The organism is Pseudomonas sp. BRG-100 (assembly GCF_000737955.1).
In the GTDB taxonomy this organism is placed as follows: Bacteria; Pseudomonadota; Gammaproteobacteria; order Pseudomonadales; family Pseudomonadaceae; genus Aquipseudomonas; species Aquipseudomonas synxantha_A.
Map to the genome: position 1 here is coordinate 377,381 of NZ_JPRX01000001.1, position 23,733 is coordinate 401,113.

General features: G+C 60.2%; 20 protein-coding genes and 1 pseudogene. 13 read left to right on the forward strand and 8 right to left on the reverse strand.

Annotated elements, in window-relative coordinates:
* Positions 1–17 precede the first annotated feature (17 nt).
* From JH25_RS25145 to JH25_RS25135, 3 genes are all read left to right on the forward strand, one after another.
* Entirely contained in the window at positions 18–1,499 is a 1,482-nt protein-coding gene (locus tag JH25_RS25145) for a mannitol dehydrogenase family protein (RefSeq protein WP_032875777.1), read from the forward strand.
* 138 nt (positions 1,500–1,637) lie between these two features.
* Entirely contained in the window at positions 1,638–3,119 is a 1,482-nt protein-coding gene (gene xylB, locus JH25_RS25140) for a xylulokinase (RefSeq protein ID WP_032875779.1), read from the forward strand.
* A 12-nt stretch (positions 3,120–3,131) separates the two neighbouring features.
* Positions 3,132–4,070, forward strand: coding sequence for a carbohydrate kinase family protein (locus JH25_RS25135; RefSeq protein WP_032875780.1), 939 nt, complete (start codon positions 3,132–3,134; stop codon positions 4,068–4,070).
* Between the two features lie 61 nt (positions 4,071–4,131).
* Here the strand turns inward: JH25_RS25135 and JH25_RS25130 are convergent, their stop codons facing one another.
* A complete protein-coding gene (locus JH25_RS25130; RefSeq protein ID WP_032875782.1) occupies positions 4,132–4,401 on the reverse strand; it encodes a DUF1652 domain-containing protein in 270 nt (89 codons plus the stop codon).
* Between the two features lie 365 nt (positions 4,402–4,766).
* On the opposite strand from JH25_RS25130, the gene JH25_RS25125 reads away from it, so the two are divergent.
* Positions 4,767–4,967: a ParD-like family protein gene (locus JH25_RS25125; protein ID WP_003190946.1), complete on the forward strand. Its 201-nt coding sequence runs from the start codon at positions 4,767–4,769 to the stop codon at positions 4,965–4,967.
* Positions 4,967–5,749, forward strand: coding sequence for a type I methionyl aminopeptidase (gene map / locus JH25_RS25120; RefSeq protein WP_032875785.1), 783 nt, complete (start codon positions 4,967–4,969; stop codon positions 5,747–5,749). Before JH25_RS25125 ends, map begins: the two co-directional genes overlap by 1 nt.
* 67 nt (positions 5,750–5,816) lie before the next feature.
* Here map and JH25_RS25115 read toward each other — a convergent pair whose 3' ends face one another.
* Positions 5,817–6,857 carry a 2-oxoglutarate and iron-dependent oxygenase domain-containing protein gene (locus tag JH25_RS25115; RefSeq protein ID WP_032875787.1) on the reverse strand — a complete coding sequence of 347 codons (1,041 nt, stop codon included), beginning with the start codon at positions 6,855–6,857 and terminating at the stop codon, positions 5,817–5,819.
* A gap of 274 nt (positions 6,858–7,131) precedes the next feature.
* The gene (locus JH25_RS25110; RefSeq protein WP_032875789.1) at positions 7,132–8,718 is read right to left on the reverse strand and encodes a RimK family protein; all 1,587 of its coding nucleotides are present in this window, start codon (positions 8,716–8,718) and stop codon (positions 7,132–7,134) included.
* 94 nt (positions 8,719–8,812) lie between these two features.
* On the opposite strand from JH25_RS25110, the pseudogene JH25_RS25105 reads away from it, so the two are divergent.
* A pseudogene (locus JH25_RS25105) lies at positions 8,813–9,250 on the forward strand (GNAT family N-acetyltransferase); the annotation flags it as partial.
* Here the strand turns inward: JH25_RS25105 and sfnG are convergent.
* Positions 9,223–10,332 (reverse strand): dimethylsulfone monooxygenase SfnG, encoded by a 1,110-nt coding sequence (sfnG, locus tag JH25_RS25100; RefSeq protein WP_032875795.1) that lies wholly within the window; start codon positions 10,330–10,332, stop codon positions 9,223–9,225. The pseudogene JH25_RS25105 and the gene sfnG overlap by 28 nt on opposite strands.
* 264 nt (positions 10,333–10,596) lie before the next feature.
* Between sfnG and JH25_RS25095 the strand changes: the two genes are divergently transcribed.
* Positions 10,597–11,835, forward strand: a complete 1,239-nt coding sequence (locus tag JH25_RS25095; RefSeq protein WP_032875797.1) for an acyl-CoA dehydrogenase family protein — start codon at positions 10,597–10,599, stop codon at positions 11,833–11,835.
* Between the two features lie 591 nt (positions 11,836–12,426).
* Here JH25_RS25095 and JH25_RS25090 read toward each other — a convergent pair.
* The 4 genes from JH25_RS25090 to JH25_RS25075 all read right to left on the reverse strand — a co-directional run bounded on the left by JH25_RS25090 (position 12,427) and on the right by JH25_RS25075 (position 16,143).
* Positions 12,427–13,212, reverse strand: coding sequence for a sulfite exporter TauE/SafE family protein (locus JH25_RS25090; RefSeq protein WP_032875800.1), 786 nt, complete (start codon positions 13,210–13,212; stop codon positions 12,427–12,429).
* 91 nt (positions 13,213–13,303) lie between these two features.
* On the reverse strand, positions 13,304–14,074 hold the full coding sequence (locus tag JH25_RS25085) for a class I SAM-dependent methyltransferase (protein WP_032875803.1): 771 nt from the start codon (positions 14,072–14,074) through the stop codon (positions 13,304–13,306).
* Between the two features lie 59 nt (positions 14,075–14,133).
* Positions 14,134–15,438: an ATP-binding protein gene (locus JH25_RS25080; protein ID WP_032875804.1), complete on the reverse strand. Its 1,305-nt coding sequence runs from the start codon at positions 15,436–15,438 to the stop codon at positions 14,134–14,136.
* Positions 15,439–15,441: 3 nt separating this feature from the next.
* A complete protein-coding gene (locus JH25_RS25075) occupies positions 15,442–16,143 on the reverse strand; it encodes a response regulator transcription factor (protein WP_005788610.1) in 702 nt (233 codons plus the stop codon).
* 227 nt (positions 16,144–16,370) lie between these two features.
* On the opposite strand from JH25_RS25075, the gene JH25_RS25070 reads away from it, so the two are divergent.
* From JH25_RS25070 to JH25_RS25045, 6 genes are all read left to right on the forward strand, one after another.
* Entirely contained in the window at positions 16,371–17,513 is a 1,143-nt protein-coding gene (locus JH25_RS25070; RefSeq protein ID WP_032875807.1) for an efflux RND transporter periplasmic adaptor subunit, read from the forward strand.
* Positions 17,514–17,519: 6 nt separating this feature from the next.
* Positions 17,520–20,618, forward strand: a complete 3,099-nt coding sequence (locus tag JH25_RS25065; protein ID WP_032875810.1) for an efflux RND transporter permease subunit — start codon at positions 17,520–17,522, stop codon at positions 20,616–20,618.
* 155 nt (positions 20,619–20,773) lie between these two features.
* Positions 20,774–21,415, forward strand: coding sequence for a DUF1345 domain-containing protein (locus JH25_RS25060; RefSeq protein ID WP_032875813.1), 642 nt, complete (start codon positions 20,774–20,776; stop codon positions 21,413–21,415).
* Between the two features lie 72 nt (positions 21,416–21,487).
* Complete coding sequence (locus JH25_RS25055) at positions 21,488–22,327, forward strand: AraC family transcriptional regulator (protein ID WP_032875816.1); 840 nt, start codon at positions 21,488–21,490, stop codon at positions 22,325–22,327.
* A 54-nt stretch (positions 22,328–22,381) separates the two neighbouring features.
* Positions 22,382–22,981, forward strand: a complete 600-nt coding sequence (locus JH25_RS25050) for a LysE family translocator (protein ID WP_032875818.1) — start codon at positions 22,382–22,384, stop codon at positions 22,979–22,981.
* 251 nt (positions 22,982–23,232) lie between these two features.
* Complete coding sequence (locus JH25_RS25045) at positions 23,233–23,694, forward strand: hypothetical protein (RefSeq protein ID WP_032875821.1); 462 nt, start codon at positions 23,233–23,235, stop codon at positions 23,692–23,694.
* Positions 23,695–23,733 lie beyond the last annotated feature (39 nt).

A 23,733-nucleotide genomic window follows, 5' to 3' on the forward strand; every position in this document is an offset into this window, starting at 1 on the left:
TCCGCGAGTATTTTTAGATGAAACTGAATAAACACAATCTCACGCAGTTGGCGCCGCAAGTGAAAATCCCGGCTTATGCGCTTGCCGACACCCGCCAGGGCATCGCCCATATCGGCGTCGGTGGCTTTCACCGCGCACACCAGGCGTATTACACCGACGCCTTGATGAATACCGGCGAGGGCCTGGACTGGGGCATTTGTGGCGTGGGCCTGCGTGCCGAGGACCGCAAGGCTCGCGACGACCTGGCCGGCCAGGATTACTTGTTTACCCTGTATGAGCTAGGTGACACCGACGACACCGAAGTACGCGTCATCGGCGCCCTCAGCGATATGCTGCTGGCCGAAGACGGCGCCCAGGCGTTGATCGACAAACTGGCTGACCCGGCTATCCGCATCGTCTCGTTGACCATCACCGAGGGCGGCTACTGCATCGATGACAGCAACGGCGAATTCATGGCCCACCTGCCACAGATCCAGCATGACCTGGCGCACCCCAAGACACCCAAAACCGTGTTCGGTTTTATCTGCGCAGCGCTCACCCAACGCCGCGCCGCCGGCACTGCGGCATTTACCGTCATGTCCTGCGATAACCTGCCGCACAACGGCGCCGTCACGCGCAAGGCACTGCTGGCCTTCGCCGCGCTACACAACGCCGAGCTGCATGACTGGATCAAAACCAACGTGAGCTTCCCGAACGCCATGGTCGACCGCATCACGCCAATGACCAGCACCGCCCACCGCCTGCAACTGCATGATGAACATGGCGTCGACGATGCCTGGCCGGTGGTGTGCGAACCGTTTGTGCAGTGGGTGCTGGAAGACAAGTTCGTCAACGGTCGCCCGGCCTGGGAGAAGGTCGGCGTGCAGTTCACCGATGACGTCACGCCTTACGAAGAGATGAAGATCGGCTTGCTCAACGGCAGTCACCTGGCCCTCACCTACCTGGGGTTTCTCAAGGGTTATCGGTTTGTCCACGAGACCATGAACGACCCGCTGTTCGTGGCGTATATGCGTGCGTACATGGACCTGGACGTTACGCCGAACCTGGCGCCGGTGCCGGGCATCGACCTGACGGTGTACAAGCAGACGCTGGTGGAGCGCTTTTCCAACCAGGCGATTGCCGACCAGTTGGAACGGGTGTGTTCCGATGGTTCGTCGAAGTTTCCCAAGTTCACCGTGCCGACCATCAATCGCTTGATTGCCGATGGCCGCGAGACTGAGCGTGCAGCGCTGGTAGTGGCGGCCTGGGCCTTGTATTTGAAAGGGGTGGATGAGAATGGCGTGAGCTACAAGATCCCCGATCCAAGGGCCGAGTTCTGCCAGGGGCTGGTGAGTGATGACGCGCTGATCAGCCAGCGCTTGCTGGGGGTAGAGGAGATTTTTGGCACGGCTATTCCCAAGTCCGCTGAGTTTGTGGCAGCGTTTGAGCGGTGCTATGCAAGCCTGCGCGACAAAGGCGTCACCCAAACCCTGCAACAACTCCTGAACAAACCGGATTAAAACTGTGGGAGGGGGCTTGCTCCCGATAGCGGTAGGTCAGAGAAAGGTATTTGACTGACACTCCCTCATCGGGAGCAAGCCCCCTCCCACACTTGACCGGGTTACCAATCCAAAAATAATACTGCTGAGCACTCCATCATGACCCAGCAAAACCTGTTCCTCGGAATCGACTGCGGCACCCAAGGCACCAAGGCCATCGTCCTCGACGCCTCCAGCGGCAAGGTGCTGGGCCTGGGCGCCGCCGCCCATACCTTGATCAGCGGCGCCAACGGCCAGCGCGAGCAACACACCCAGGAATGGCTGCACGCCTTCACCGAAGCCACCCACCGCGCCCTGCAACAAGCCGGGGTGGACGGCCAGGACATCCTTGGCATCGGCGTTTCCGGCCAGCAGCACGGCCTGGTGCTGCTGGACGAACAAGGTGAAGTGCTGCGCCCGGCCAAGTTGTGGTGCGACACCGAAACCGCGCCGGAGAACGAGCGCCTGCTGGCACACCTGGGCGGCGAAAGCGGCTCCCTGGAACGCCTGGGCGTAGCCATCGCGCCGGGCTACACCGTCTCCAAACTGCTCTGGACCCGCGACCAGCACCCGGACGTATTTGCGCGCATCGCCCATATCCTGCTGCCCCACGACTACCTCAATTACTGGCTCACCGGTCGCGCCTGCGCCGAGTACGGCGACGCCTCGGGCACCGGTTACTTTGACGTGCGCAGCCGCACCTGGGATGTGGCGCTGCTCAGGCACATCGACCCCAGCGGCCGCCTGGAGGCAGCGCTCCCGCAGTTGATCGAAGCCGACCAGGCGGTGGGCACGATCCTGCCGGCCATTGCCGAGCGCCTGGGGATCAACCCCAACGCCGTGGTGTCCAGCGGCGGCGGCGACAATATGATGGGCGCCATCGGCACCGGCAATATCGCTCCCGGGGTGATCACCATGAGCCTGGGCTCATCAGGCACCGTGTATGCGTTTGCCGACCAGCCCAACGTCAGCCCGCAGGCGTCGGTAGCGACCTTTTGCTCGTCCAGTGGCGGCTGGCTGCCGCTGATCTGCACCATGAACCTGACCAACGCCACCGGGGTAATTCGCGAGCTGTTCGAACTCGACTTGCAGGCGTTCAACGCCTTGGTCGAACAAGCCCCGATTGGCGCCGACGGGGTTTGCATGCTGCCGTTTCTCAATGGCGAACGCGTGCCTGCCCTGCCCCACGCCACCGGCAGCCTGCACGGTCTGACCATGACCAACCTGACCCGCGCCAACCTGTGCCGCGCCGTGGTCGAGGGCACCACCTTCGGCCTGCGCTATGGCCTTGACCTGCTGCGCCAGACCGGCTTGCAAAGCCAGAGCATCCGCCTGATCGGCGGCGGCTCGAAAAGCCCGGTGTGGCGGCAGATGGTCGCCGATATCATGCACACCGAAGTGGTGTGCACCGAACAGAGCGAAGCCGCCGCCCTGGGCGCGGCAATCCAGGCCGCCTGGTGCCAGAGCGGCGAACCCTTGGCCAGCCTGTGCGACAAATGTGTGAGCGTCGACCCGGCCAGCCGTACCTTGCCGGCAACCGAGAGTGTCAGCGCCTATCAACAGGCGTATGAGCGTTATCAACAGCACGTGGCATCCCTTTAAGAGCGAACGACTATGTATCTGGTGTGTGGTGAGGCGCTGTTTGATTTTTTCAGCGAGGAGGATGCCAGCGGGCAGGCCGCCAAAGTCAATTACAAGGCGATTGCCGGGGGCTCGCCATTCAATGTGGCCGTGGGCCTGCGCCGCCTGGGGATTGAAGCCGGGTTGTTCGGCGGCCTGTCCAGCGACTTCCTCGGCCGGCGCTTGTTGCAGGTGCTGAAAAATGAAGGGGTCAGCGAGCAGTTCCTGGTGGAATTTGCCGCGCCGACCACGTTGTCGATGGTCGCTGTGGGCGCCAATGGCTCACCGCAGTACAACTTCCGTGGCGAAGGCTGTGCGGATCGGTTGCTGGAAGTCGCGCATTTGCCGGTACTCGGCGATGAGGTGCGCGGGCTGCATATCGGCTCGTTCTCACTGGTGGTGCAACCGATTGGCGACACCCTGCTGGCGCTGGTCAAGCGCGAAAGCGGCAAGCGCCTGATCAGCCTGGACCCTAACGTGCGCCTTAACCCGCAGCCGGACATCCAACTATGGCGTGATCGCGTCGCCGAACTGGTCACACATGCCGACCTGATCAAGGTCAGCGATGAGGACCTGCACCTGCTCTACCCCGACCAGTCACCCGAAAGTGTGCTGCACGGTTGGCTGCAACACCGCTGCCAACTGGTGTTCCTCACCCGCGGCGGCGATGGCGCCAGCGTATTCAGCCGTCAGCACGGCAACTGGTCGGCACCGGCAGTCAAGGTGGTGATGGCTGACACTGTGGGCGCCGGCGACACCTTCCAGGCCGCGTTGATTGCCTGGCTGACCGAGCATCAGCTTGACTCAGTGACTGGCCTGCAACAGCTCACGCGCGTGCAGATTGATAACATGCTCGGCTTTGCGATTCGGGCTGCCGCGTTGACCTGTACCAAGACCGGCCCCGACCTGCCGTACCGTCATCAGCTGGGCTGACGCGCATAACAATGGGCCTGGCGAATGCCAGGCCCTGGGTCAACTTGAATTCAAGGCTTAACTAGAAATAACCGCGCCCTCCTGCTCGACGCAGGGTGTGGGTCTGGGTGTGCTTGAGGTCTTCACGCAAACCGGCGATCAGGTTGCAAATGGCTCGACTGCTGTCGAGTTTGTCGGCGTTTATACCTTTGACTTCCAAGTCCACCCGGTCACGGTCGCGGTCGTCATACACCTTGATCGTCAACGAAGCATCCTCGGCTTTGGTGCATTCGCACCGTTTAGGCAGAAAACTTCCTTCAATAATGCTGCGAAGTTCCAGTTCCGAAAGCATGGCCAACCTCTCCTTTTTTGAGACTGCCAATCAGTTTTTATGGGCTGGCAGGCGCTAGCCTGCCCCGTCTTGCCAACCCTGGCAGACGCCTGTACTCACCCAGCCTACTCGGCAAATCTCAGCATTGTTGTAACTTTTCTTCATAAGCGACCTGCCGATTAATATGAAGCCGATTGCAGCCTTTAAATAATCGTCGAACCACTGCGATTAAACGTTTAACCCTGCATGTCAGTTCAAACAGCAACCTGTGTCGACGCTCTTTTCGGCAACATGTCGCAACTATCGCGCGCCTCATTTGAACCAGGGGTTTACGCAAAGCATACGAAACGTATACGCTTTGTATATCAACCCTACAAGTGAACCTCATGGGCATCGTCAAAATCACCGACCAACTGCACGAACAGCTGCGCCTGGCCAGCGCCGCCATGGACCGCTCCATCAACGCCCAGGCCGAGTTCTGGATCAAGATCGGCCTGCTCGCCGAGCTCAACCCGCACCTGCCCTACAACGAGCTGATCAACAAGTTGTTGCTGGACAAGCCCGACCTGATCCGGGGACGCAGCTGATGATCAAGACTGCCGCCCAACTGGCCGTGATGCGAGAGTCGGGGCGCCTGCTGGCCCAGGTGTTCGACATGCTCGACGGTTATGTCGCCGCCGGCCTCTCCACTCTTGAGCTGGACAGCGCCGTCGAAGCCTTCATCCGCCACGAACTCAAGGCCCGCCCCGCCAGCCTGGGTCAGTACGACTACCCCTTTTGCATCAACACCTCGATCAACGAAGTGGTGTGCCATGGCATGCCCAGCGCCACGCAGTTCCTCAAGGACGGCGACATCATCAACATCGACATCACCCTGGAAAAAGGCGGTTTCATTGCCGACTCCAGCAAGATGTACATGATCGGTAACGTGGCGCCCAAGGCCAAACGCCTGGTGGAAATGACCTTCGAGGCGATGTGGGCCGGCATCCGCCAGGTCAAGCCCGGCGCTCGCCTGGGTGATATCGGTCATGCGATTCAGAGTCACGCCCAGGCCAACGGCTACAGCGTGGTGCGTGAATACTGCGGCCATGGCATCGGCAAACAGATGCATGAAGAGCCACAGATCCTGCACTTCGGCCGCCCTGGCACCGGCCTCGTTCTGCGCGAAGGTATGGTGTTTACCGTGGAGCCCATGCTCAACCAGGGCGGCGCCAAGACGCGCAGTCTCAAGGATGGCTGGACGGTGGTGACCAAGGACAACAGTCTGTCGGCGCAGTGGGAACATACTGTGGCAGTGACGGCGGACGGGTTTGAGGTGCTCACGTTGCAAAAACAAACTGATGCAGAACCGGTGGAATCACTACCTTGAGCAATGGGCGCTGATCGGCCATTGAAAAGTCTCCCGAGCGGCCTACCCGCTCGGGAGCGTAACGAACTCAAGGGTGCGCGTGGGCCAGACTAATACCTTCCAAGTGGCTCAAGCGATTCTCCTTGAGAATGCACTGGGTCGTTATCCGTTGCGGATAGCAACGCATAAACATGTTGGTGAAATGTGTGCCGTAATGAATACGTTCAGTACAGCTCTGACTGAATAATGGCTTGGCTGAAACGCTGAAACTCGGCTCGTGAAAGTAGGCCATGGCAAAACGCTCACGTGAGTTTAGCTTGACCTTGTGAGGCGTCGAGAGCAGAAGTCCATCGGTCATGAATTGCAAAATATCACCCGGAAACACTGTGAACACGCGCGGTACCGGTTTCACGAACGTCCAGGGCTCGTCGTTTTCGAATAAACCTGCAGTGCTTTCGTCAGGCAACCAGTTGCGCTTGCGATGTTCGCCGTCGACCGGAGGCCGAATATACAAACCTCCCACCTCATCCTGAGTAGCGATCACCAGCATGCCGTAGTCGGTATGGGCCCCAATACCTCGGCAGGTTTGCGCCGACTCGGCAGGGAAACGCAGAACACGCATATGGTGCCAGCCATCCTGGCTAAGCTGCGTCAAAGCATTTATTTCCAATCCCAGTCCGAGTGCCACCAGCTTCAACAACTTTTCGCCCGTGTCACCCAATTCCTCCAGGAAGGCTTTCATGCTGTCGCGGTATTCGTCATTGGGCCATGGCACGGGACCGTGGCACGGCCAGCCGTCTACAACGCGCTGATCCTCCAGTGGCAGATCTTTGCAAATGGTGAAAATTTCCGATTGATCCTGCTCGCCAGCCGTGACCTCTTCGCCAGAAGCAACATACCCTGCATAGGTAAGACTGCTGACTAAGCGCGACTTCTCTTCCCGGGGCAGTTTGAAAAAAGCCTTGCTGGCTGCCATGGCGCGCTTGACCTTCTGGTCCTGTTCGTCATGGATGCTGATCTGAAAAATACCGTCTTTGCGCCAAGCATCTATGAGCGCTCGGCCCAATTGGCGATCGGCCTTGCTATCAGTTACAGCTTCAGGCAGGGCAAAAGTTATTAAGTCAGTCATGTCGTGTCTCCTTAAATCCATTAAAGAGACGTGCACTCACAAATGTGACGCTGAACTGCTCCATCAACGGAACTGCTTCAGGCCCAACGTTGCGAGCCTGAATCATGAACGTCGTTATATTCCCATCTGGGAACGGTATTTATAGACTCCGGCGGACAACCTGAACATAACCGGATGTCGGTTTAACTGGCATCGAATCAACCGTCCGACGGCAGGTAAAGGTTGCTCGCCTTCCTGCCCTGGCAACCGCGAGTTTCAGCGGTCTGCTTGATTGTTACCACACCTGACCCTGGCGTTTAAGCTCCAGGCGGCGCACAAACTCCTCCAGCACCAAGCCATACAGATCGTCCTGCAGGTAGGCATCTTCGATGCCCGCATCCAGGTTGGGGTTGTCGTTGACCTCAATCACCACCACTTTGTCGCCGGACTGCTTGAGGTCCACGCCATAGAGGCCGTCGCCGATCAGGTTGGCAGTCTTCACTGCCAGTTCCACCACGGCTTTTGGCGCTTCGTGGACCGCCAGGGTGCGACACTCACCGTTGACGGCCTGGCCAATGGCCTTGTGGTTGTAGATCTGCCAATGCCCCTTGGACATGAAGTACTGGCAGGCGAAAATCGGTTTACGGTTGAGCACGCCGATGCGCCAGTCGTATTCGGTGTAGAAGAACTCTTGGGCCAGCAGCAGTACCGAATGCTCGAACAGCTCGGCCGTGGCCATGAGCAACGCCGCCTGGCTTTCGACCTTTATCACCCCTCGGGAGAAACAGCCATCGGGGATCTTCAACACCAGTGGGAAGCCCAGGCGCTCGCCGACGCGCTCGAAATCTTCCGGCCGCTCCTTGTAAAGAATCTCGGTGGCCGGCATGCCCAGTTGGTGGCTGTTCAGCAGGTCGGTGAGGTAGACCTTGTTGGTGCAGCGCAGGATCGATGCGGGGTCATCCATCACCACCAGCCCCTCGCTTTCGGCTTTCTTGGCGAAACGGTAGGTATGGTTATCGACGCTGGTAGTCTCACGGATGAGCAAGGCGTCGTACTCGGCCAGGCGCGCGTAATCCTTGCGCTCGATCAACTCCACATCAATGCCCAGGCTCTTGCCGACCCGTATGAAATTTTCCAGGGCGCGGGGGTTGGACGGAGGCAGTTGCTCCTGAGGATCGTGAAGAATTGCCAGGTCATAACGGGCCAACCGACGTGAGCGCGGCTGACGCCAGACCTTGCGACTGAAGTTGTCGAGGGCGTGGGCGAATTGGTCTTCCTGATCGTCGCGTAACTTGTGCAATACGCCAGACTTAACGCCTTCGATATGCCAGCCGTTATGTTGACGGAATTCAACTAACAAGATCGGACAGGGAAAGGTTTCAAACAACTGGCGCGCTAACTCCTGCAAAGGTTCTATCGTGGTCCGACCGAAATACAGTGTCAGGGTAAAGCCTTCGGTATTGCTGTAGAGATGATGACTCAGGGCCTTTTCCAGGCTTTTATCCAGATCATCCAGAGACAGGCCATACAGGGCTTTCCTGGTCAGTTCGCTGATGGTGCGCACCGATGGAATCACCTTGTGCCCACGCGCCTCGGCCAGCAACGAGCAGTAGTAGCCGTGCCCCAGGTACTTGTAGCTGCGGCACAGGTTGATTACCTGTACGCGCTTGCCTGTTTCGTTTTCCCGGGTCTGCTCCAGGTACTCCTGGGCGGTGACGATATCCTCGCTGGGAAAATAGGAGGCCCAATCTTCCTTGCGCTCGACAATAATCACCACTTGGCTCGAACTTCGGGGTGGCGCGGAAAAATAACCGTTGGACGTTATTGTCGCCGCAACTGTTTGCTCGGATACTTGACGCCAATGACCTTGTACCGCCGACATAATAGTTGATCCGCTTTAGAGAACTCGACCTTTTCTATTAAGCACGATCTTTTAGGGAAGTCCCGTTTCGTTACGCAACTTTTACGGTGGTCTTATGGCTCTTTTCTTTCGCGTTGCAACCCTCGACGATGTGCCTGCATTAGTGGCGTTGGAGCAGCAGTGTTTCAGCAGTGATCGGCTGTCTTCGCGCAGTCTGCGCTGGATGATCAGCCGGGCCAATGGCCAGTTGTGGCTTGTGCAACAGCACGGTGAACTGCTCGGCTATGGGCTGGTGCTGTTTCGTCGTGGCGCCCGGCTGGCGCGCTTGTATTCCATCGCCATTGCCGAGCACGCTCGAGGCATCGGTCTGGGCCATCAGTTACTGGAGCACATCGAAGCCTGCGCCCTGGCCAACGATTGCGCGTACCTGCGTCTGCAAGTGCGCACCGACAACCCCGGCGCACTCTCCCTGTATGAGCGCAATGGCTATCGGCGCTTTGCCTGGGTCGACGACTACTACGAAGATCACACAGCTGCCTTGTGCCTGGAAAAACCGCTCGCGCCTGCATCGGCCGTGGCTTCCAGCTCACGCACCAGCGGCAAAACACGTTTGCCGAAGTACTCCACCTCCTCCTGAAAATGCAGAAAGCCCGCGAGCACCAGGTCCACGCCCACGGCCTTGAGCGCGACAATGCGTTCGGCGATCTGCCGCGGGGTGCCAATCAGGTTGGTCTTGAAGCCATCGTTGTACTGCACCAGGTCTTCGAAGCTGGACTTGGCCCAGTTGCCCTCGCCTTCCGGCGAAGCCTTGCCCGCCTGCTTGGCGGCATCACCAAAGGCGTTGACCGCTTCCGGGTCGGCCTGGTCGATGATTTCCGCCAGCACGGCCCGGGCTTCTTCTTCGGTGTCGCGGGCGATCACAAAGGCGTTCACGCCGACCTTAACCGAATGGTGATTGGCAGCGGCCTTGGCGCGGATATCATCGACCTGGGCCTTGATGCCTTCGGGGGTGTTGCCGTTAGTGAAGTACCAGTCCGAGACCCGCGCCGCCATGTCCCGTGCCGCCCGTGAACTACCCCCCTGGAAAACCTCTGGCTGGCCCAATGGCTTGGGCTTGAGGGTGTAGTTGTTGAAACGATAGAAATCGCCCTTGAAGGTGAAATCGTCCTGGGTCCAGATGCCTTTGAGGGCGCGGATGAATTCTTCTGAACGACGGTAGCGCTCATCGTGCTCCAGCCAGGGTTCGCCAATGGCCTGGAACTCGCCCTTGAACCAGCCACTGACGATATTCACCGCAATACGGCCATTGGTGAGCTGGTCGATGGTCGCCAATTGCTTGGCCGCCAACGCCGGTTGCCAGGGACCTGGCAGGATCGCCGCGATCACTTTGAGCGTGGTGGTCGCCGCCAGCAAAGCATGGCTGAACGCCACGGACTCATGCTGGTTTTCGGCGCCATAACCGGCGGTGAAGCGAATCTGGGTCAGGCCGTATTCAAAGCCTGCGGCTTCGGCCAACTGCGCCAGTTTGCGGTTGTAGTCGATGCCCCAGTGAGTGCGCTGTTCGATCTTGCTGACCACCAGCCCACCGCTGACGTTGGGCACCCAATAGGCAAATTTCACGGCTTGCTGACTCATCGGACGGTACCTCGCACAAATGGATGTCATGTAGCTTACGCAGCAAGCGTGCCAGTCACCCGCAAATGCCCGCGCCATGGGCGCTGCGTTAAAAAACGGATATCTGATCAGCCTGCCGGCAATGTCACCGATCGCAGCGGTTTGTCGATCTGCTGTTGCAGGAGCAACACCCAATCACCCTCTCGTACCGCAAACAGGGGAGCAAAGTCCCGGCACGAACTGTGCAATCTCCAGCACATTCGATCACTGCCAGGAGCCCTACCCATGACTGAACATCAGGTCATCAACCCGCTGTCTACCGGCGCCGATTACCCTGCGCTGGCCGCACGTTTTCGGCCGATCTTCCAGCGCATCGCCGAGGGTGCGGTTGAGCGCGAGCACAGCCGCACACTGCCCTACGAACCGATTCAATGGCTTAAGGACGCTGGTTTTGGCGCGGTGCGGGTGCCGGTGGAATACGGCGGTGATGGCGCGTCACTGCCGCAGTTGTTTGAACTGTTGATCGAACTGGCAGCGGCCGACTCCAACGTGCCCCAGGCCCTGCGCGGGCACTTCGCATTTGCCGAAGACCGCCTGAATGCGCCACCCGGCGCAAGCCGTGATCTGTGGTTCAAGCGTTTTGTCGATGGCGATATCGTCGGCTGCGCCTGGACCGAAATCGGCACGGTGGCCATCGGTGAGGTGGTGACCCAGGTCAGCCCTGACGGCGACCGCTGGAAACTCAACGGCGAAAAGTTCTACAGCACCGGCAGCCTGTTCTCGGACTGGATCGATGTTTACGCTCAACGCAGTGACACCGGCGCCGCCGTGATCGCCGCCACCCGCACCCATCAGCCAGGCGTAGTGCAGAGCGATGACTGGGACGGCTTTGGCCAGCGCACCACCGGCAGCGGCACCTCGCGGTTTACCGACGCGGTGGTGGAAACTGAAAACCTGATCGACTTTGCCACCCGCTTCAAATACCAGACTGCGTTCTACCAACTGGTGTTGCTGGCGACACTGGCCGGTATCGGTCGCGCTGCGCTCATCGACGTGGGCCACCAGGTGCGCAACCGCCAGCGCATCTACAGCCATGGCAATGCAACGCACGTCAGCCAGGATGCGCAGGTGCAACAGGTGGTGGGCGAAGTCGCCGCGTTGGTATACGCCGCCCAGGCCAGCGCGTTGAAGGCCGCAGTGCCGGCGCAACGGGCTTATCTGGCGCGCTTTGGCGGCAATGACGTGGCCGAACACGAAGCCAATGTGGCGGCTGAGATTGAGTCGGCGACGGCGCAAGTGGTGGTTTCGGATTTGATCCAGCGTGCCACCAGCCAATTGTTCAACGCCTTAGGGGCCTCGGATGTGCGCCAAGGCAAGGCGCTGGACCGGCATTGGCGCAACGCACGGACGGTGTCTTCGCACAATCCGATGATCTACAAGGCGCGGATCGTGGGCGACTGGGTGATCAACGGGACAGAGCCACCGTTTGTGTGGCAAATCGGCAACGGCCCGGCGAAGGCCTGAAGTTGATCTGGGTCAAACTGTGGGAGGGGGCTTGCTCCCGATAGCGGTGGGTCAGTATCCAATTCCTTGGCTGAACTACCGCTATCGGGGCATAGGTATCTACACAACTTTGTAGCTGCCGACCGTAACCACGATGCGAAGCGAGCCGCTCTTGATCTTGATCTTAGGCGCCCCGTCAAACCACGCTGGCCGGAATTCGACAGGGATTTGGGGGGTAAACCGGCAGGGATGCCGGTTTAGCCGCCCCGCGCCATGGATGGCGCGTGGCGGCGGCCCCCCAAATCCATGGCGGATTACGGGCACACCGAGCCAAAGCGAGGTGCCGAGTGGTGGGGCAAGAGCGTTTTGCTTACTTTTGCGCTCTTTTCAAAAGTGAGCCGCTGTAAAAGCGGAACCAATATCAGCCGTTACCTAAATAACGGATATGTACTCGGTCTAATCCAACATCCTGGTCGGCCCTGAGGCAGCCATCGGGAGCAAGTCGAATCGTCGCACCGCCCCTCCCACAGGGTGTAGCGCCGTACCAAAAGATGTGTAGATACCTATGCTAATCGGGGGCAAGCCCCCTCCCACATGTGGAGCACATGCGGCTCAGAACGCCAGCTTGTACCCCACCGCCATCAACATCACCGCCAGGCACGGGCGTAACACGCTGTCGGAGATCTTGCCGGTCATATGGCTGCCGAAGTAGATCCCCGGCAACGAGCCCATCAGCAAGAAGCCCAGCAGATGCCAGTCCATATTGCCCATGCTCGCGTGGCCCAGGCCCGCCACCAGGGTCAGGGGCACGGCATGGGCGATTTCGGTGCCGACCAGACGCCGCGTGGCCAGGAATGGGTAGAGGATAAACAGCGCCACCGTGCCGAGGGCCCCGGCGCCAATGGACGTCAGGGCTACCATGGTGCCAAGGACCGCGCCGGTCACCACGGTCAGGGCGTTCAGGTTGCGCGGGCGCATGTGGTAGTCATCACCGGCATGTCGCTGAGCAAAGGCCAACAGGCTTTTCTTGAACAGGATCGCCAGGGCCGTCAGCAGCAATACCACACCGAGTGCCTGCTTGATCACCGCGTTCATCGCGCTGGGATCGGTGTGCAAGCTGGCAAGGAACCATAAGGTCAACAACACCGCGGGCACGCTGCCCAGGGTGAGCCAGCCGGTGATGGTCCAGTCGATGTTCTTGTTCTTGCCGTGCACCAGCACGCCACCGGATTTGGTGATGGCGGCATACAGCAAGTCAGTGCCCACGGCAGTCGCCGGATTGATGCCGAACCACAACAGGATCGGGGTCATCAATGAGCCTCCGCCTACGCCAGTCATGCCCACGATAAAACCTACGATCAGGCCGGCAACCACGAAACCAAAATTACCTACATCCATTACAGCTACCCGCGGCCTTATAAATTTCTGGCCGCAGGATAGCGATTTTTCTTATAACCACTTATACCAATGTGATCTGACTTTATGCCTTTTAGCTTAGACGTTCACACAGATAAGCTTGAGTTTGATATGGGAAGGCCACGGTATCGCGGTTTTGCAGGCTGGGATGGGTAGCGATCAAGGTGCGTAACTGAGCGGTGACCTTGGCTTTTTCCGCAGACGGCAACGCTGCGATAAAGCTCACCGAGAGAAAACGATCCATAATCACTTCTTGCGGGCTGCCCACATGTTGATAGGCAAAGCAGGTCATCTGTGGGGTGCCAAAATACTCACCGGTGAAAGCTTCCCGCCAACGCCCGCTATGAAAACGCGGGGTGTCCCCCTCATACGGCGTGATGATTTCAGTGATTGCCGCCACCCAGTCCACCGACTCATCGCGCACATTCCACACCAACCCCAGTCGCCCGCCAGGCTTGAGCACGCGATGAATTTCCGCCAGTGCGGCGCGGGTGGAGAACCAGTGGAATGCCTGGGCACACACCAGGGCATCGGCGCTGGCGGACGCCAAGGGGATGGACTCGGCGGTGCCGTCGAGCAGGCGTACATCCGGCAATAGTTTGGCCAACTGCGCGCCCATCTGTGCCACTGGCTCGACCGCAATCAGGGTCGGTGCCAGGCTGCTGAGCAAGCGGGTGAACTTGCCAGTGCCGGCGCCGAGGTCGATCACCGTCGATTGCGAATTGATATGCAGCGCCTCGGCCAGCCAACCGGTCAGTTGGCGCGGATAGTCCGGTCGGCCTTGGGCGTAAGTGACGGCCTGGGTCGAGAAACCCTGTTGAGCGGACGTGTGGACACCAGTCATTGCCAATCTCTCCTCGGGTAGAGCGGGTCGCACAGTGTGCGCCCTTCCCCGCGGATTTTCTAATCGGCTCGAGTAGGCAACCACACCCGAAACCGCGCTCCGCCCAGAGGCGAGGCCAGGGCTGTCAAGGTGCCGCCCTGGGCCTCCAGGGCACGTCGGCTGATCGCCAGGCCCAGGCCGAAGCCGCCGGTGGCACGGTCGCGGCTGCGGTCCAGGCGGTAGAACGGTTCGAAGATGCGCTCGCGCTGGTCCATCGGTATGCCGATGCCGTCGTCGTCCACCCAGATTTCGCAGCCGTTGGGACACACCTTGACCCCCACCTGAATGCGTTTGTCGCAATAGCGCGTCGCGTTGCGCAGCAGGTTCTGCAAGGCGCGGGCGGTAAGGCGCGGGTCGAGGCTGAAGCGCTCCACGGTGCAGTCGAGCGCCACGTCGATGACAATCTCGGGGTTTTCCAGCTCGTCGTCGACGCTGCCCAGCACGCTGTCGATAAACTCATCGAGCGCCACCTCGACCCGTTCGGGCAATTGCGCAGGATTTTGCAGGCGGCTGTAGGACAGCAATTCCAGCACCAGTTCATCCAGCTCGCGAATATGCGCCACCAGGCTTTGCAGACGCTCGCGACTGGCCTGGGGCAAGTCTTCGGAGAGCGCCAGCGCCAGGCCGAAATCCAGGCGGGTGAGCGGTGTGCGCAGTTCGTGGGAGACCGCATTGAGCAAGTCGCGCTGCTGGTTCAGCAGGTGCTCGATATCGTCGGCCATGGTGTCGAACACCGTCGCCAGGCTGCCGATGCTGGAGCTGGGCGGAAGGCGCGTGCGCTCTCCAAGGTGGCCCTTGCCCAACAGCGCGGCGGTGCTTTTGAGGCGCTCCAGGTCACGCCAGTGGGGGCGCAGCCACACCAGCAGGCACGCCAGCAGCGCCGCGCCGATCAGCACGTTCATCGACCAGTACAGCAGGTTCATGTCCAGCGGGTCCGGCGGAATGGTCAGCTTGACCGCGAACTGCTGGTTGATCGGCGAGCTGATTTCTTCCATCCAGCCCCACTCGCCCAGGCGGATCACCGACTTGCCTTGCTCCAGCAGTTGTTCTTCCTGCGGCGTATAGCGAGCGTCCTGGCGCAGCAACAGTTCAACCTTCAATGGCGCAAAATCGCGGCTCAACTGGTCGGTCACCTGGGACCAGTGCTCCACCGGTGCGCGCTGGTATTGCTTGACCATCAGCTTTTGCAGGCCACGGGACTGCTCGATGTTGTAGTCCATGTAGCGGTGTTCGAACAGTTGGATCACCAGCTTGGGAATCAGAAAGATGGCTGCGCTGTAGGTGACGATAGTGATCAGGTAGAGGCGTAGCAGCACACGGAACATGGTTCAGCATTCCCACTCGGAGCGGCTGAACAGATAACCCTTGCCCCACACGGTCTTGATCTTGCGCGCCTCGCCGGCGTGGTCGTCGAACTTGCGCCGCAACTTGGAAATGGCTACGTCCACCGAGCGATCGGTACCGTTGAACTCGATGCCGCGAAGGCGTTGCAGGATCTGGTCGCGGCTGAGCACTTCACCGGCGTGGCGCGCCAGTACCACCAGCAGGTTGTATTCGCCGCTGGACAGCTCCACCGCCTGCTCGCGCCAGGTGACGGTGCGTTCCGACAGGTCGATGCACAGGTTGCCCATGATGATCCGGTCGTTGGCCACCTGGGGCTCGGACAGGCTGCTACGGCGCAGCAGCGTGCGCACCCGGGCCAGCAGCACGCGCGGCTCGCAGGGTTTGGTCACATAATCGTCGGCACCCATTTCCAGGCCCAGCACCTGGTCGTGGCTGTCGTCGCGGGCGGTCAGCATCAGGATCGGCAAGCCCGCCGAGTCGGCGCGCAGCAGGCGGCAGACTTGCAGGCCGTCCAGGCCCGGCAACATCAGGTCGAGGATCACCAGGTCCGGCGGGTTGAGACGCGCACGTTCGCGTACGTGGTCGCCACGGCTGAGCACACTGACGTGATAGCCATTGCGTTCCAGGTAGCTGGCGATCAGCTCGGAGAGTGCGGCGTCGTCTTCGACCAGAAGGATGTTGGGCATAGGGTGTTTCCAGAAAATACACTGATAAGTCGTACACAAATCCCATGTGGGAAGGGGCTTGCTCCCTCCCACATTTGATCTTCATTGTAAGCAAGGTTGTGCAAGGATATACGCCCCCGACGCCACGCGCGCCGTACCTTACACTTCTTCACACACGACCTACACAGCTTCACAGCACCACGGCGCAGGTGACTTTAGGATGCGCCAGTCAATATTGGGATAAGAGCATGTCGAAGAATCTATTTGCGCCGTTTTGCCTGTTGGCCCTCACACTGGCGCTGAGCGCGTGTGGTCAGTCTGCAGACGAGGCGCCGGAAATGCCCCTGGCCAAAGTGCGCATCGAAACCCTGCAGGCCAAGCCCCTGTCCATTACCAGCGAACTGAGCGGGCGTATCGCCGCGCCGCGCATTGCCGAAGTGCGTGCCCGAGTGGCCGGTGTGGTCATGCAGCGTGTGTTCAAGGAAGGTCACGATGTGAAACAGGGCGACGTGCTGTTCCGCATCGACCCGGCGCCCTTCAAGGCTGACCTGGACAGCGCCCAGGCCAACCTGAGCAAGGCCGAAGCCAATGCGTTCCAGGCCCGCCTGCAAGAGCAGCGCTACAGCCAGTTGGTTGAAGGCAACGCCATCAGCGGCCAGGAATACGACAACGCCCGCGCCGCCCTGCGCCAGACCAACGCAGAGGTTGCTGCGCAAAAGGCTGCCGTCGAGCGCGCCAGGCTGAACCTGGGCTATGCCACCGTGACCGCGCCGATTTCCGGGCGCATCGGCCGTGCCCTGGTGACCGAAGGCGCGCTGGTCGGCCAGAACGAAGCCACGCCGCTGGCGATCATCCAGCAACTGGACCCGATCCACGCCGACCTCACCCAGTCCACCCGCGAGTTGAACGACCTGCGCCGCGCCTTTCGTGCCGGCAGCCTGAAACAGGTCGGCCAGGACCACGCCAAGGCCACCCTGATCCAGGACGACGGCAGCCTGTACCCGTTGCCGGGCAAACTGCTGTTCGCCGAGATCAGCGTTGACCCGGGCACCGGGCAAATCACGCTGCGCAGCGAGTTCCCCAACCCGGATCTGGACCTGTTACCCGGCAGTTTCGTACGGGTGCGCCTGGAGCAGGCCGTGGACAAGCAAGGCATCAGCGTGCCGCAACGTGCCATCACCCGTGACAGCGCCGGCATCCCGATGGTGTTGCTGCTGGACGCCGAGCAGACCGTCAGCCAGCAGCCGGTGGAATTGGGCGCGGTGATCGAAGATCGCTGGATTGTCAGCAGCGGCCTCAAGCCAGGCGATCGCATTATCGTCGAGGGCCTGCAACATGCACGCCCCGGCGAAAAAGTTGAAGTGGACGACAGCCCGCTCGTAAAGGAATAACCCGTCATGCCGCAGTTCTTTATTGACCGCCCGATTTTCGCCTGGGTGGTGGCCCTGTTTATCCTGCTGGCCGGCTTCCTGGCCATCCCGCAGTTGCCGGTGGCCCAGTACCCCAACGTCGCGCCACCGAAGGTGGAAATCTACGCGGTGTACCCGGGTGCCTCTGCCCAGACCCTGGACGAAAGCGTGGTCAGCCTGATTGAGCAGGAGCTCAACGGCGCTGATCACCTGCTGTATTTCGAATCCCAGAGCAGCCTGGGCTCGGCGACGATCACCGCGACCTTCCAGCCGGGCACCGACCCGGAAATGGCCCAGGTGGATGTGCAGAACCGCCTCAAGGTCGTCGAGCCGCGCCTGCCCCAGGCCGTGACCCAGCAAGGCTTGCAGGTGGAAAAGGTCTCCGCCGGCTTCCTGCTGCTGGTGACCCTGACCTCCAACGACGGCAAGCTCGACGACGTTGCGCTCAGCGACTACCTGGCGCGCAACGTGATGAACGAGCTCAAGCGCCTGGACGGCGTCGGCAAGGCCCAGTTGTATGGCGCCGAGCGGGCGATGCGTATCTGGATCGACCCCCAGAAGCTGATCGGTTTCAACCTCACGCCGGCGGACGTCAACGCTGCAATCAGTGCGCAGAACGCCCAGGTCTCGGCAGGCAGCATTGGTGACTTGCCGGGCACCAACACCCAGGAAATCACCGCGGCGATCCTGGTCAAGGGGCAATTGTCGACCCCGGCGGAGTTCGCCGACATCGTGCTCAAGGCCAACCGCGACGGCTCCACCGTGCGCATCGGCGACGTGGCACGGGTGGAAGTCGGCAGCCAGGAATACCAGTTCTCCACCCGTCTGAACGGCAAGCCGTCCACCGCCGTCAGCGTGCAGCTGTCGCCGGGCGCCAACGCGCTGAGCACCGCAACCCTGGTGCGGGCGAAGATGGATGAACTGTCGCGCTACTTCCCAGCCAACGTGGAATACAAGATTCCGTACGACACCTCGCCGTTCGTCAAGGTCTCGATCACCAAGGTGGTCTACACCTTGCTGGAGGCGATGGCGCTGGTGTTTGCGGTGATGTTCCTGTTCCTGCAGAACGTGCGCTACACCCTGATCCCCACGCTGGTGGTGCCGATTGCGCTGATGGGCACCTTTGCCACCATGTTGCTGCTGGGTTTCTCGATCAACGTGCTGACCATGTTCGGCATGGTATTGGCCATCGGCATCCTGGTGGACGATGCCATTGTGGTGGTGGAAAACGTCGAGCGCATCATGGCCACCGAGGGCCTCTCGCCCAAGGACGCGACCAAGAAAGCCATGGGCCAGATCACCGGCGCCATCATCGGTATTACCCTGGTGCTGGTGGCGGTGTTCTTGCCGATGGCATTCATGCCGGGCTCGGTGGGCGTGATCTACCAGCAGTTCTCGCTGTCGATGGCCACCTCGATCCTGTTCTCGGCGTTCCTGGCCCTGACCTTGACGCCGGCCCTGTGCGCCACCTTGCTCAAGCCGATTGCCAAGGGCGAGCACCATGCCAAGGGTGGTTTCTTCGGCTGGTTCAACAAGCGCTTTGACCAACTCACCAATCGCTATGAAGGTTGGGTGGCCTATGCCCTCAAGCGCAGCGGCCGCTACCTGCTGATCTACCTGGTATTGCTGGTCGGCATGGGGCTGTTGTTCAGCCGCCTGCCCTCCTCGTTCCTGCCGGTGGAAGATCAGGGCTACACCATCACCGATATCCAGCTGCCGCCAGGTGCCAGCAAGAACCGTACGGTGCAGGTGGCCGAGCAGATCGAGGCGCATAACGCCGAGGAGCCGGGGGTGGGTGACACCACCATGATCATGGGCTTCAGTTTCTCCGGCTCCGGACAGAACGCGGCGCTGGCATTTACCACGCTCAAGGACTGGTCGGAGCGCGGCAGTGATGATTCGGCAGCGTCGATTGCCGACCGCGCCAACATGGCCTTTGGCGACCTCAAGGATGCGATTGCCTACGCGATTCTGCCACCGCCGGTGGACGGCCTCGGCACCTCCAGCGGGTTCGAGTTCCGCTTGCAGGACCGTGGCGGCGTCGGCCATGCCGGGTTGATGGCCGCGCGTACCGAACTCCTGGACGCTGCGGCAAAAAGCCCGATCCTGGCCAACGTGCGCGAAAGCGCCCTGGCCGAAGCCCCGCAAGTGCAACTGGAAGTCGACCGCAAGCAAGCCAATGCCTTGGGCGTGTCGTTTGCCGACGTCGGCAATGTGCTCTCCTCGGCGATTGGTTCGGCGTATATCAATGACTTCCCCAACCAGGGCCGTATGCAGCGGGTGGTGGTGCAGGCCGAAGGCGACCAGCGCAGCCAGGTGGCCGACCTGATGAAGATCAACGTGCGCAACAACGCCGGCAAGATGGTGCCGCTGTCGGCCTTTGTCGAAGCCAAGTGGACCCAGGGCCCGACGCAGTTGACCCGCTATAACGGCTACCCAGCCATCGCCATCAGCGGTGAGGCGGCGCCGGGGCACAGCACGGGCGAGGCCATGAACGAAATCCAGCGCCTGGTCAGCCAGTTGCCCGCCGGGCTGGGCCAGGAATGGACGGGCTTGTCGTTGCAGGAGCGCTTGTCCGGCTCCCAGGCACCGTTGCTGTTGGGCCTGTCATTGCTGATCGTGTTCCTGTGCCTGGCCGCGCTGTATGAAAGCTGGTCGATCCCGACCTCGGTGTTGCTGGTGGTGCCGCTGGGCGTACTGGGAGCGGTGCTGGCGGTGTCCTTGCGCGGGATGCCCAACGACGTGTTCTTCAAGGTCGGCCTGATCACCATCATCGGCCTGTCGGCGAAAAACGCGATCCTGATCATCGAGTTCGCCAAGGACCTGTATGACCAGGGCGAGAATTTGATCGACGCCACCTTGAAGGCGGCGCGGTTGCGACTGCGACCGATCATCATGACCTCGCTGGCGTTTATCCTCGGCGTGGTGCCGCTGGCAATTGCCACCGGGGCCAGTTCGGCCAGCCAGCAGGCAATTGGTACCGGTGTGATTGGCGGGATGATCACGGCGACCTTGGCGGTGGTGTTTGTGCCGGTGTTCTTTGTGGTGGTGATGAAGCTGGTGCGCAAGCGCCACAAAGCGCAATAATCCCGCCGCACGCGATAAAAAATGTGGGAGGGGGCTTGCTCCCGATTGCAATGTGTCAGCCAGCCTATTTGGCACTGATACACCGCAATCGGGAGCAAGCCCCCTCCCACAGGATCAGGTACAGTCTGCTCAACTATCGCCAGCTGTGACCAACCATGCCCTTCCTCGCCCGCACCCACCCTCGCCTCTCGTCCGCCGCCGTACTGGGCCTTGCCGTGGGCATTCTGGTACCGGCTGACACCCTTGCCAGCAAAATCCTGATCGGCTGGAACGCCGGGGTCTGGACCTACCTGATACTGATGCTGTGGTTGACCATTCGCGCCAAGGCCGAAGACGTCAAGCGCATCGCCGAAATCGAAGACGAGAACGCCGGCCTGGTGCTGTTCATGGTGTGCATTGCCGCCATCGCCAGCCTGGCGACCATCACCTTCGAACTGGTGGGCAGCAAGGACCTGGCTGCTTCCGAGCGCCTGCTGCACTACGGTTTTACCGGGCTGACGGTGATCGGCTCGTGGCTATTGATCGGGGTGATTTTCAGCGTGCACTACGCCAGGCTCTATTACACTTGGCCAGGCAAGGAGCCCGCCCTACGTTTTGCCGAAGGCTTGCTCACGCCCAACTATTGGGACTTCCTGTACTTTTCCTTCACCATCGGCGTAGCGGTACAAACTTCGGATGTGGGCGTCGCCACCCGTGGCCTGCGCAAGGTGGTGCTGGGGCAGTCGTTGATCGGTTTTTTGTTCAACACTGCTATTCTGGGCTTTTCGATCAACATCGCCGCCGGGTTGTTTGGCTAGACTGCACAAACCTTCTAGACGCCCACCCCGGTGTTGCCGCTAATAGCCCTTCACTTTCCGCCTCGGTGTTGTATGCCTGCGCACAATTGGATCGACTTGTCCCAGGACGCCGACACCGGTATCGAGACCCTGCGCGCGCATTTCGAAGGCCATGCGTATGACCCCCATTGGCACGACAGCTACCTGGTGGGCGTCACCGAACAAGGCGTGCAGCAATTCAACTGCCGGCGCATGCGCCATGACAGCGTGCCGGGGCAGGTATTCCTGCTGGAGCCTGGGGAACTCCACGACGGCAATGCCCCGACGGTCGACGGCTTCACTTACCGCATGCTCTACCTTGACCCGCAGTGGCTGGAACGGGAAATCGCCAGTGTCTTCGAGGAAGCACCCGCCCATCATCAGTTGAGTTTCGCCCGCACCTTGGCCAGCGATCCACGCCTGGCCCTGGCCACCAGTCAGGCGTTTGAGAGTTTGCACCACGGCGAACTGCGGATCGTGCGGCAGAGCGCGCTGGACTACTTGCTGGAACGCCTCACCGGCCAGCTCTATTGGCGCATGCGCTACCGCGATGACCCACGTTTGCCGCAGGTGGCGCACAAGGCCCGGGAATACCTGCACGCCCATCTGCATCAGGACGTCGGCATGGATGAACTCGGGCTGGCCTGCGGCGTCGACCGCTTTCGCCTGAGCCGCGCGTTCAAGAGCGCCTTCGGCCTGCCGCCCCACGCGTATCTGGTGCAACTGCGCCTGGCCCGTGCCCGGTATCTATTGGCCAAGGGCGATCAACCGGCAGACGTGGCGATGGCCCTGGGTTTCGCCGATCAAAGTCATTTGGGCCGCTGGTTCATGCGGGCTTATGGGCTGACACCGGCCGCGTACCGCAAACGCTGCACAAATCTTCCAGACCGGTAACGCCCGGGCTTGTGAAGATGGGCGCTCTAAATGAGCTCGCCGGAGTCCCCCGTCATGCTGTCCACGTTCGTGCCTTTCATGCTGTTCGCCTTTGTCGCCTCCATCACCCCCGGCCCGACCAATATCCTGGTGCTGAGCAACAGCGCCCGTTACGGCTTCAAGGCTGCATTGCCCATTATTCTGGGGGCTGGTGTGGGGGCGTCGGGGATTGTGCTGCTGGTGGGTTCCGGTGTGGGCCAGTCGCTGGCGCAGATGCCCAGAGTGCAAACGGCGATGCAGTGGGTCGGCATGGCCTGGCTAAGTTACCTGGCCTGGCAGATCTTCAGCGCACCGCCACATGTCATAGGGGAGCAATCTGCGCACAGGCGACTCGGCCTGTTCGGCTCAGCGTGCTTGCAGCTGATAAACCCCAAGACCTGGATGATGGCACTCGCTGTGGTCAGCGTATTTGCCGGCAACGGTGCAGAGCAGCAAAAACGGATACTGTCTTTGTCGCTGATATTTTTTTTGATATCGCTGCCTTGCCTCAGCGCCTGGGCAGTCTTGGGGGCAGGCTCTAATCGATGGCTGGCGTCCCCCCATGCGCAGCGACGTTTCAATCAATGCATGGCGTTGTTGCTCATGAGTTCAACCTGGATAAGTACGATCATGTGAGATTCTTCGGTAGGGGATCTAAACAGAGTTAAATTTCCAGACTGTCATTCTTAACAGTAGACACGCCCGTCAATAAGCATCTAATACATCGTACGCCCAAGCAAGCCGGGCGCCAGAGAGCCACACGCAGCAAGATTTGTATACTGTTAGTTTTGACAGTTTACGGCGTCGATGCACTGCTGTTACATGAACAAGGCAGAGCCCCACCGACCTCTGTTACTCGCACAATCATCAGCGATGGAGAAGCGATCATGACCGTACTAGCGCAACCGTTAACCTTGGCGCAACAAAAGGCATTACGTCCCAAACGAATTACTGCGACTGGCCTCTTCGAGGCGAAGGTCGATTTATCCCCCATCGAATTTCAAACCACCACCGTGGTGCACGACTTCGAACAAGCTGTCTATAGAATCAATGGCCGACACGCCGATAACTCAGTGACCATAAAAGAAATATTCATTCAGATACCCGATAACGTTCGGGTAGGCCAGGAGATCGACCTCGCAAAACAAGAGTTCACGAATGTTAAGGTCTGGTATTCAGTAAAGTTACCCCAGGATCATTATACAGTGAGCGCCATTGAGGGTACTTTGATCATTCGGGGACTCGCGGCCGGCGTCATTAAAATCAGAGGTACGCTGCATGCTACAACCGATCATGATGTTAACGGGCATGCGCACGTCCTGGACGTCGACTTCGACCTGACCAGTTGATGTTATTCGCAAAAAAAAGCGCCCGCATCTTTCGATACG

Coding starts and splice junctions, on each gene's coding strand:
- JH25_RS25135 (WP_032875780.1), top strand. CDS start 3,132: ATGTATCTGGTGTGTGGTGAGGCGCTGTTTGATTTTTTCAGCGAGGAG.
- JH25_RS25065 (WP_032875810.1), top strand. CDS start 17,520: ATGCCGCAGTTCTTTATTGACCGCCCGATTTTCGCCTGGGTGGTGGCC.
- JH25_RS25075 (WP_005788610.1), bottom strand. CDS start 16,143: ATGCCCAACATCCTTCTGGTCGAAGACGACGCCGCACTCTCCGAGCTG.
- JH25_RS25090 (WP_032875800.1), bottom strand. CDS start 13,212: ATGGATGTAGGTAATTTTGGTTTCGTGGTTGCCGGCCTGATCGTAGGT.
- JH25_RS25085 (WP_032875803.1), bottom strand. CDS start 14,074: ATGACTGGTGTCCACACGTCCGCTCAACAGGGTTTCTCGACCCAGGCC.
- JH25_RS25130 (WP_032875782.1), bottom strand. CDS start 4,401: ATGCTTTCGGAACTGGAACTTCGCAGCATTATTGAAGGAAGTTTTCTG.
- JH25_RS25125 (WP_003190946.1), top strand. CDS start 4,767: ATGGGCATCGTCAAAATCACCGACCAACTGCACGAACAGCTGCGCCTG.
- JH25_RS25145 (WP_032875777.1), top strand. CDS start 18: ATGAAACTGAATAAACACAATCTCACGCAGTTGGCGCCGCAAGTGAAA.
- JH25_RS25110 (WP_032875789.1), bottom strand. CDS start 8,718: ATGTCGGCGGTACAAGGTCATTGGCGTCAAGTATCCGAGCAAACAGTT.
- JH25_RS25080 (WP_032875804.1), bottom strand. CDS start 15,438: ATGTTCCGTGTGCTGCTACGCCTCTACCTGATCACTATCGTCACCTAC.
- JH25_RS25050 (WP_032875818.1), top strand. CDS start 22,382: ATGCTGTCCACGTTCGTGCCTTTCATGCTGTTCGCCTTTGTCGCCTCC.
- JH25_RS25060 (WP_032875813.1), top strand. CDS start 20,774: ATGCCCTTCCTCGCCCGCACCCACCCTCGCCTCTCGTCCGCCGCCGTA.
- JH25_RS25115 (WP_032875787.1), bottom strand. CDS start 6,857: ATGACTGACTTAATAACTTTTGCCCTGCCTGAAGCTGTAACTGATAGC.
- JH25_RS25095 (WP_032875797.1), top strand. CDS start 10,597: ATGACTGAACATCAGGTCATCAACCCGCTGTCTACCGGCGCCGATTAC.
- map (WP_032875785.1), top strand. CDS start 4,967: ATGATCAAGACTGCCGCCCAACTGGCCGTGATGCGAGAGTCGGGGCGC.
- xylB (WP_032875779.1), top strand. CDS start 1,638: ATGACCCAGCAAAACCTGTTCCTCGGAATCGACTGCGGCACCCAAGGC.
- JH25_RS25045 (WP_032875821.1), top strand. CDS start 23,233: ATGACCGTACTAGCGCAACCGTTAACCTTGGCGCAACAAAAGGCATTA.
- JH25_RS25070 (WP_032875807.1), top strand. CDS start 16,371: ATGTCGAAGAATCTATTTGCGCCGTTTTGCCTGTTGGCCCTCACACTG.
- JH25_RS25055 (WP_032875816.1), top strand. CDS start 21,488: ATGCCTGCGCACAATTGGATCGACTTGTCCCAGGACGCCGACACCGGT.
- sfnG (WP_032875795.1), bottom strand. CDS start 10,332: ATGAGTCAGCAAGCCGTGAAATTTGCCTATTGGGTGCCCAACGTCAGC.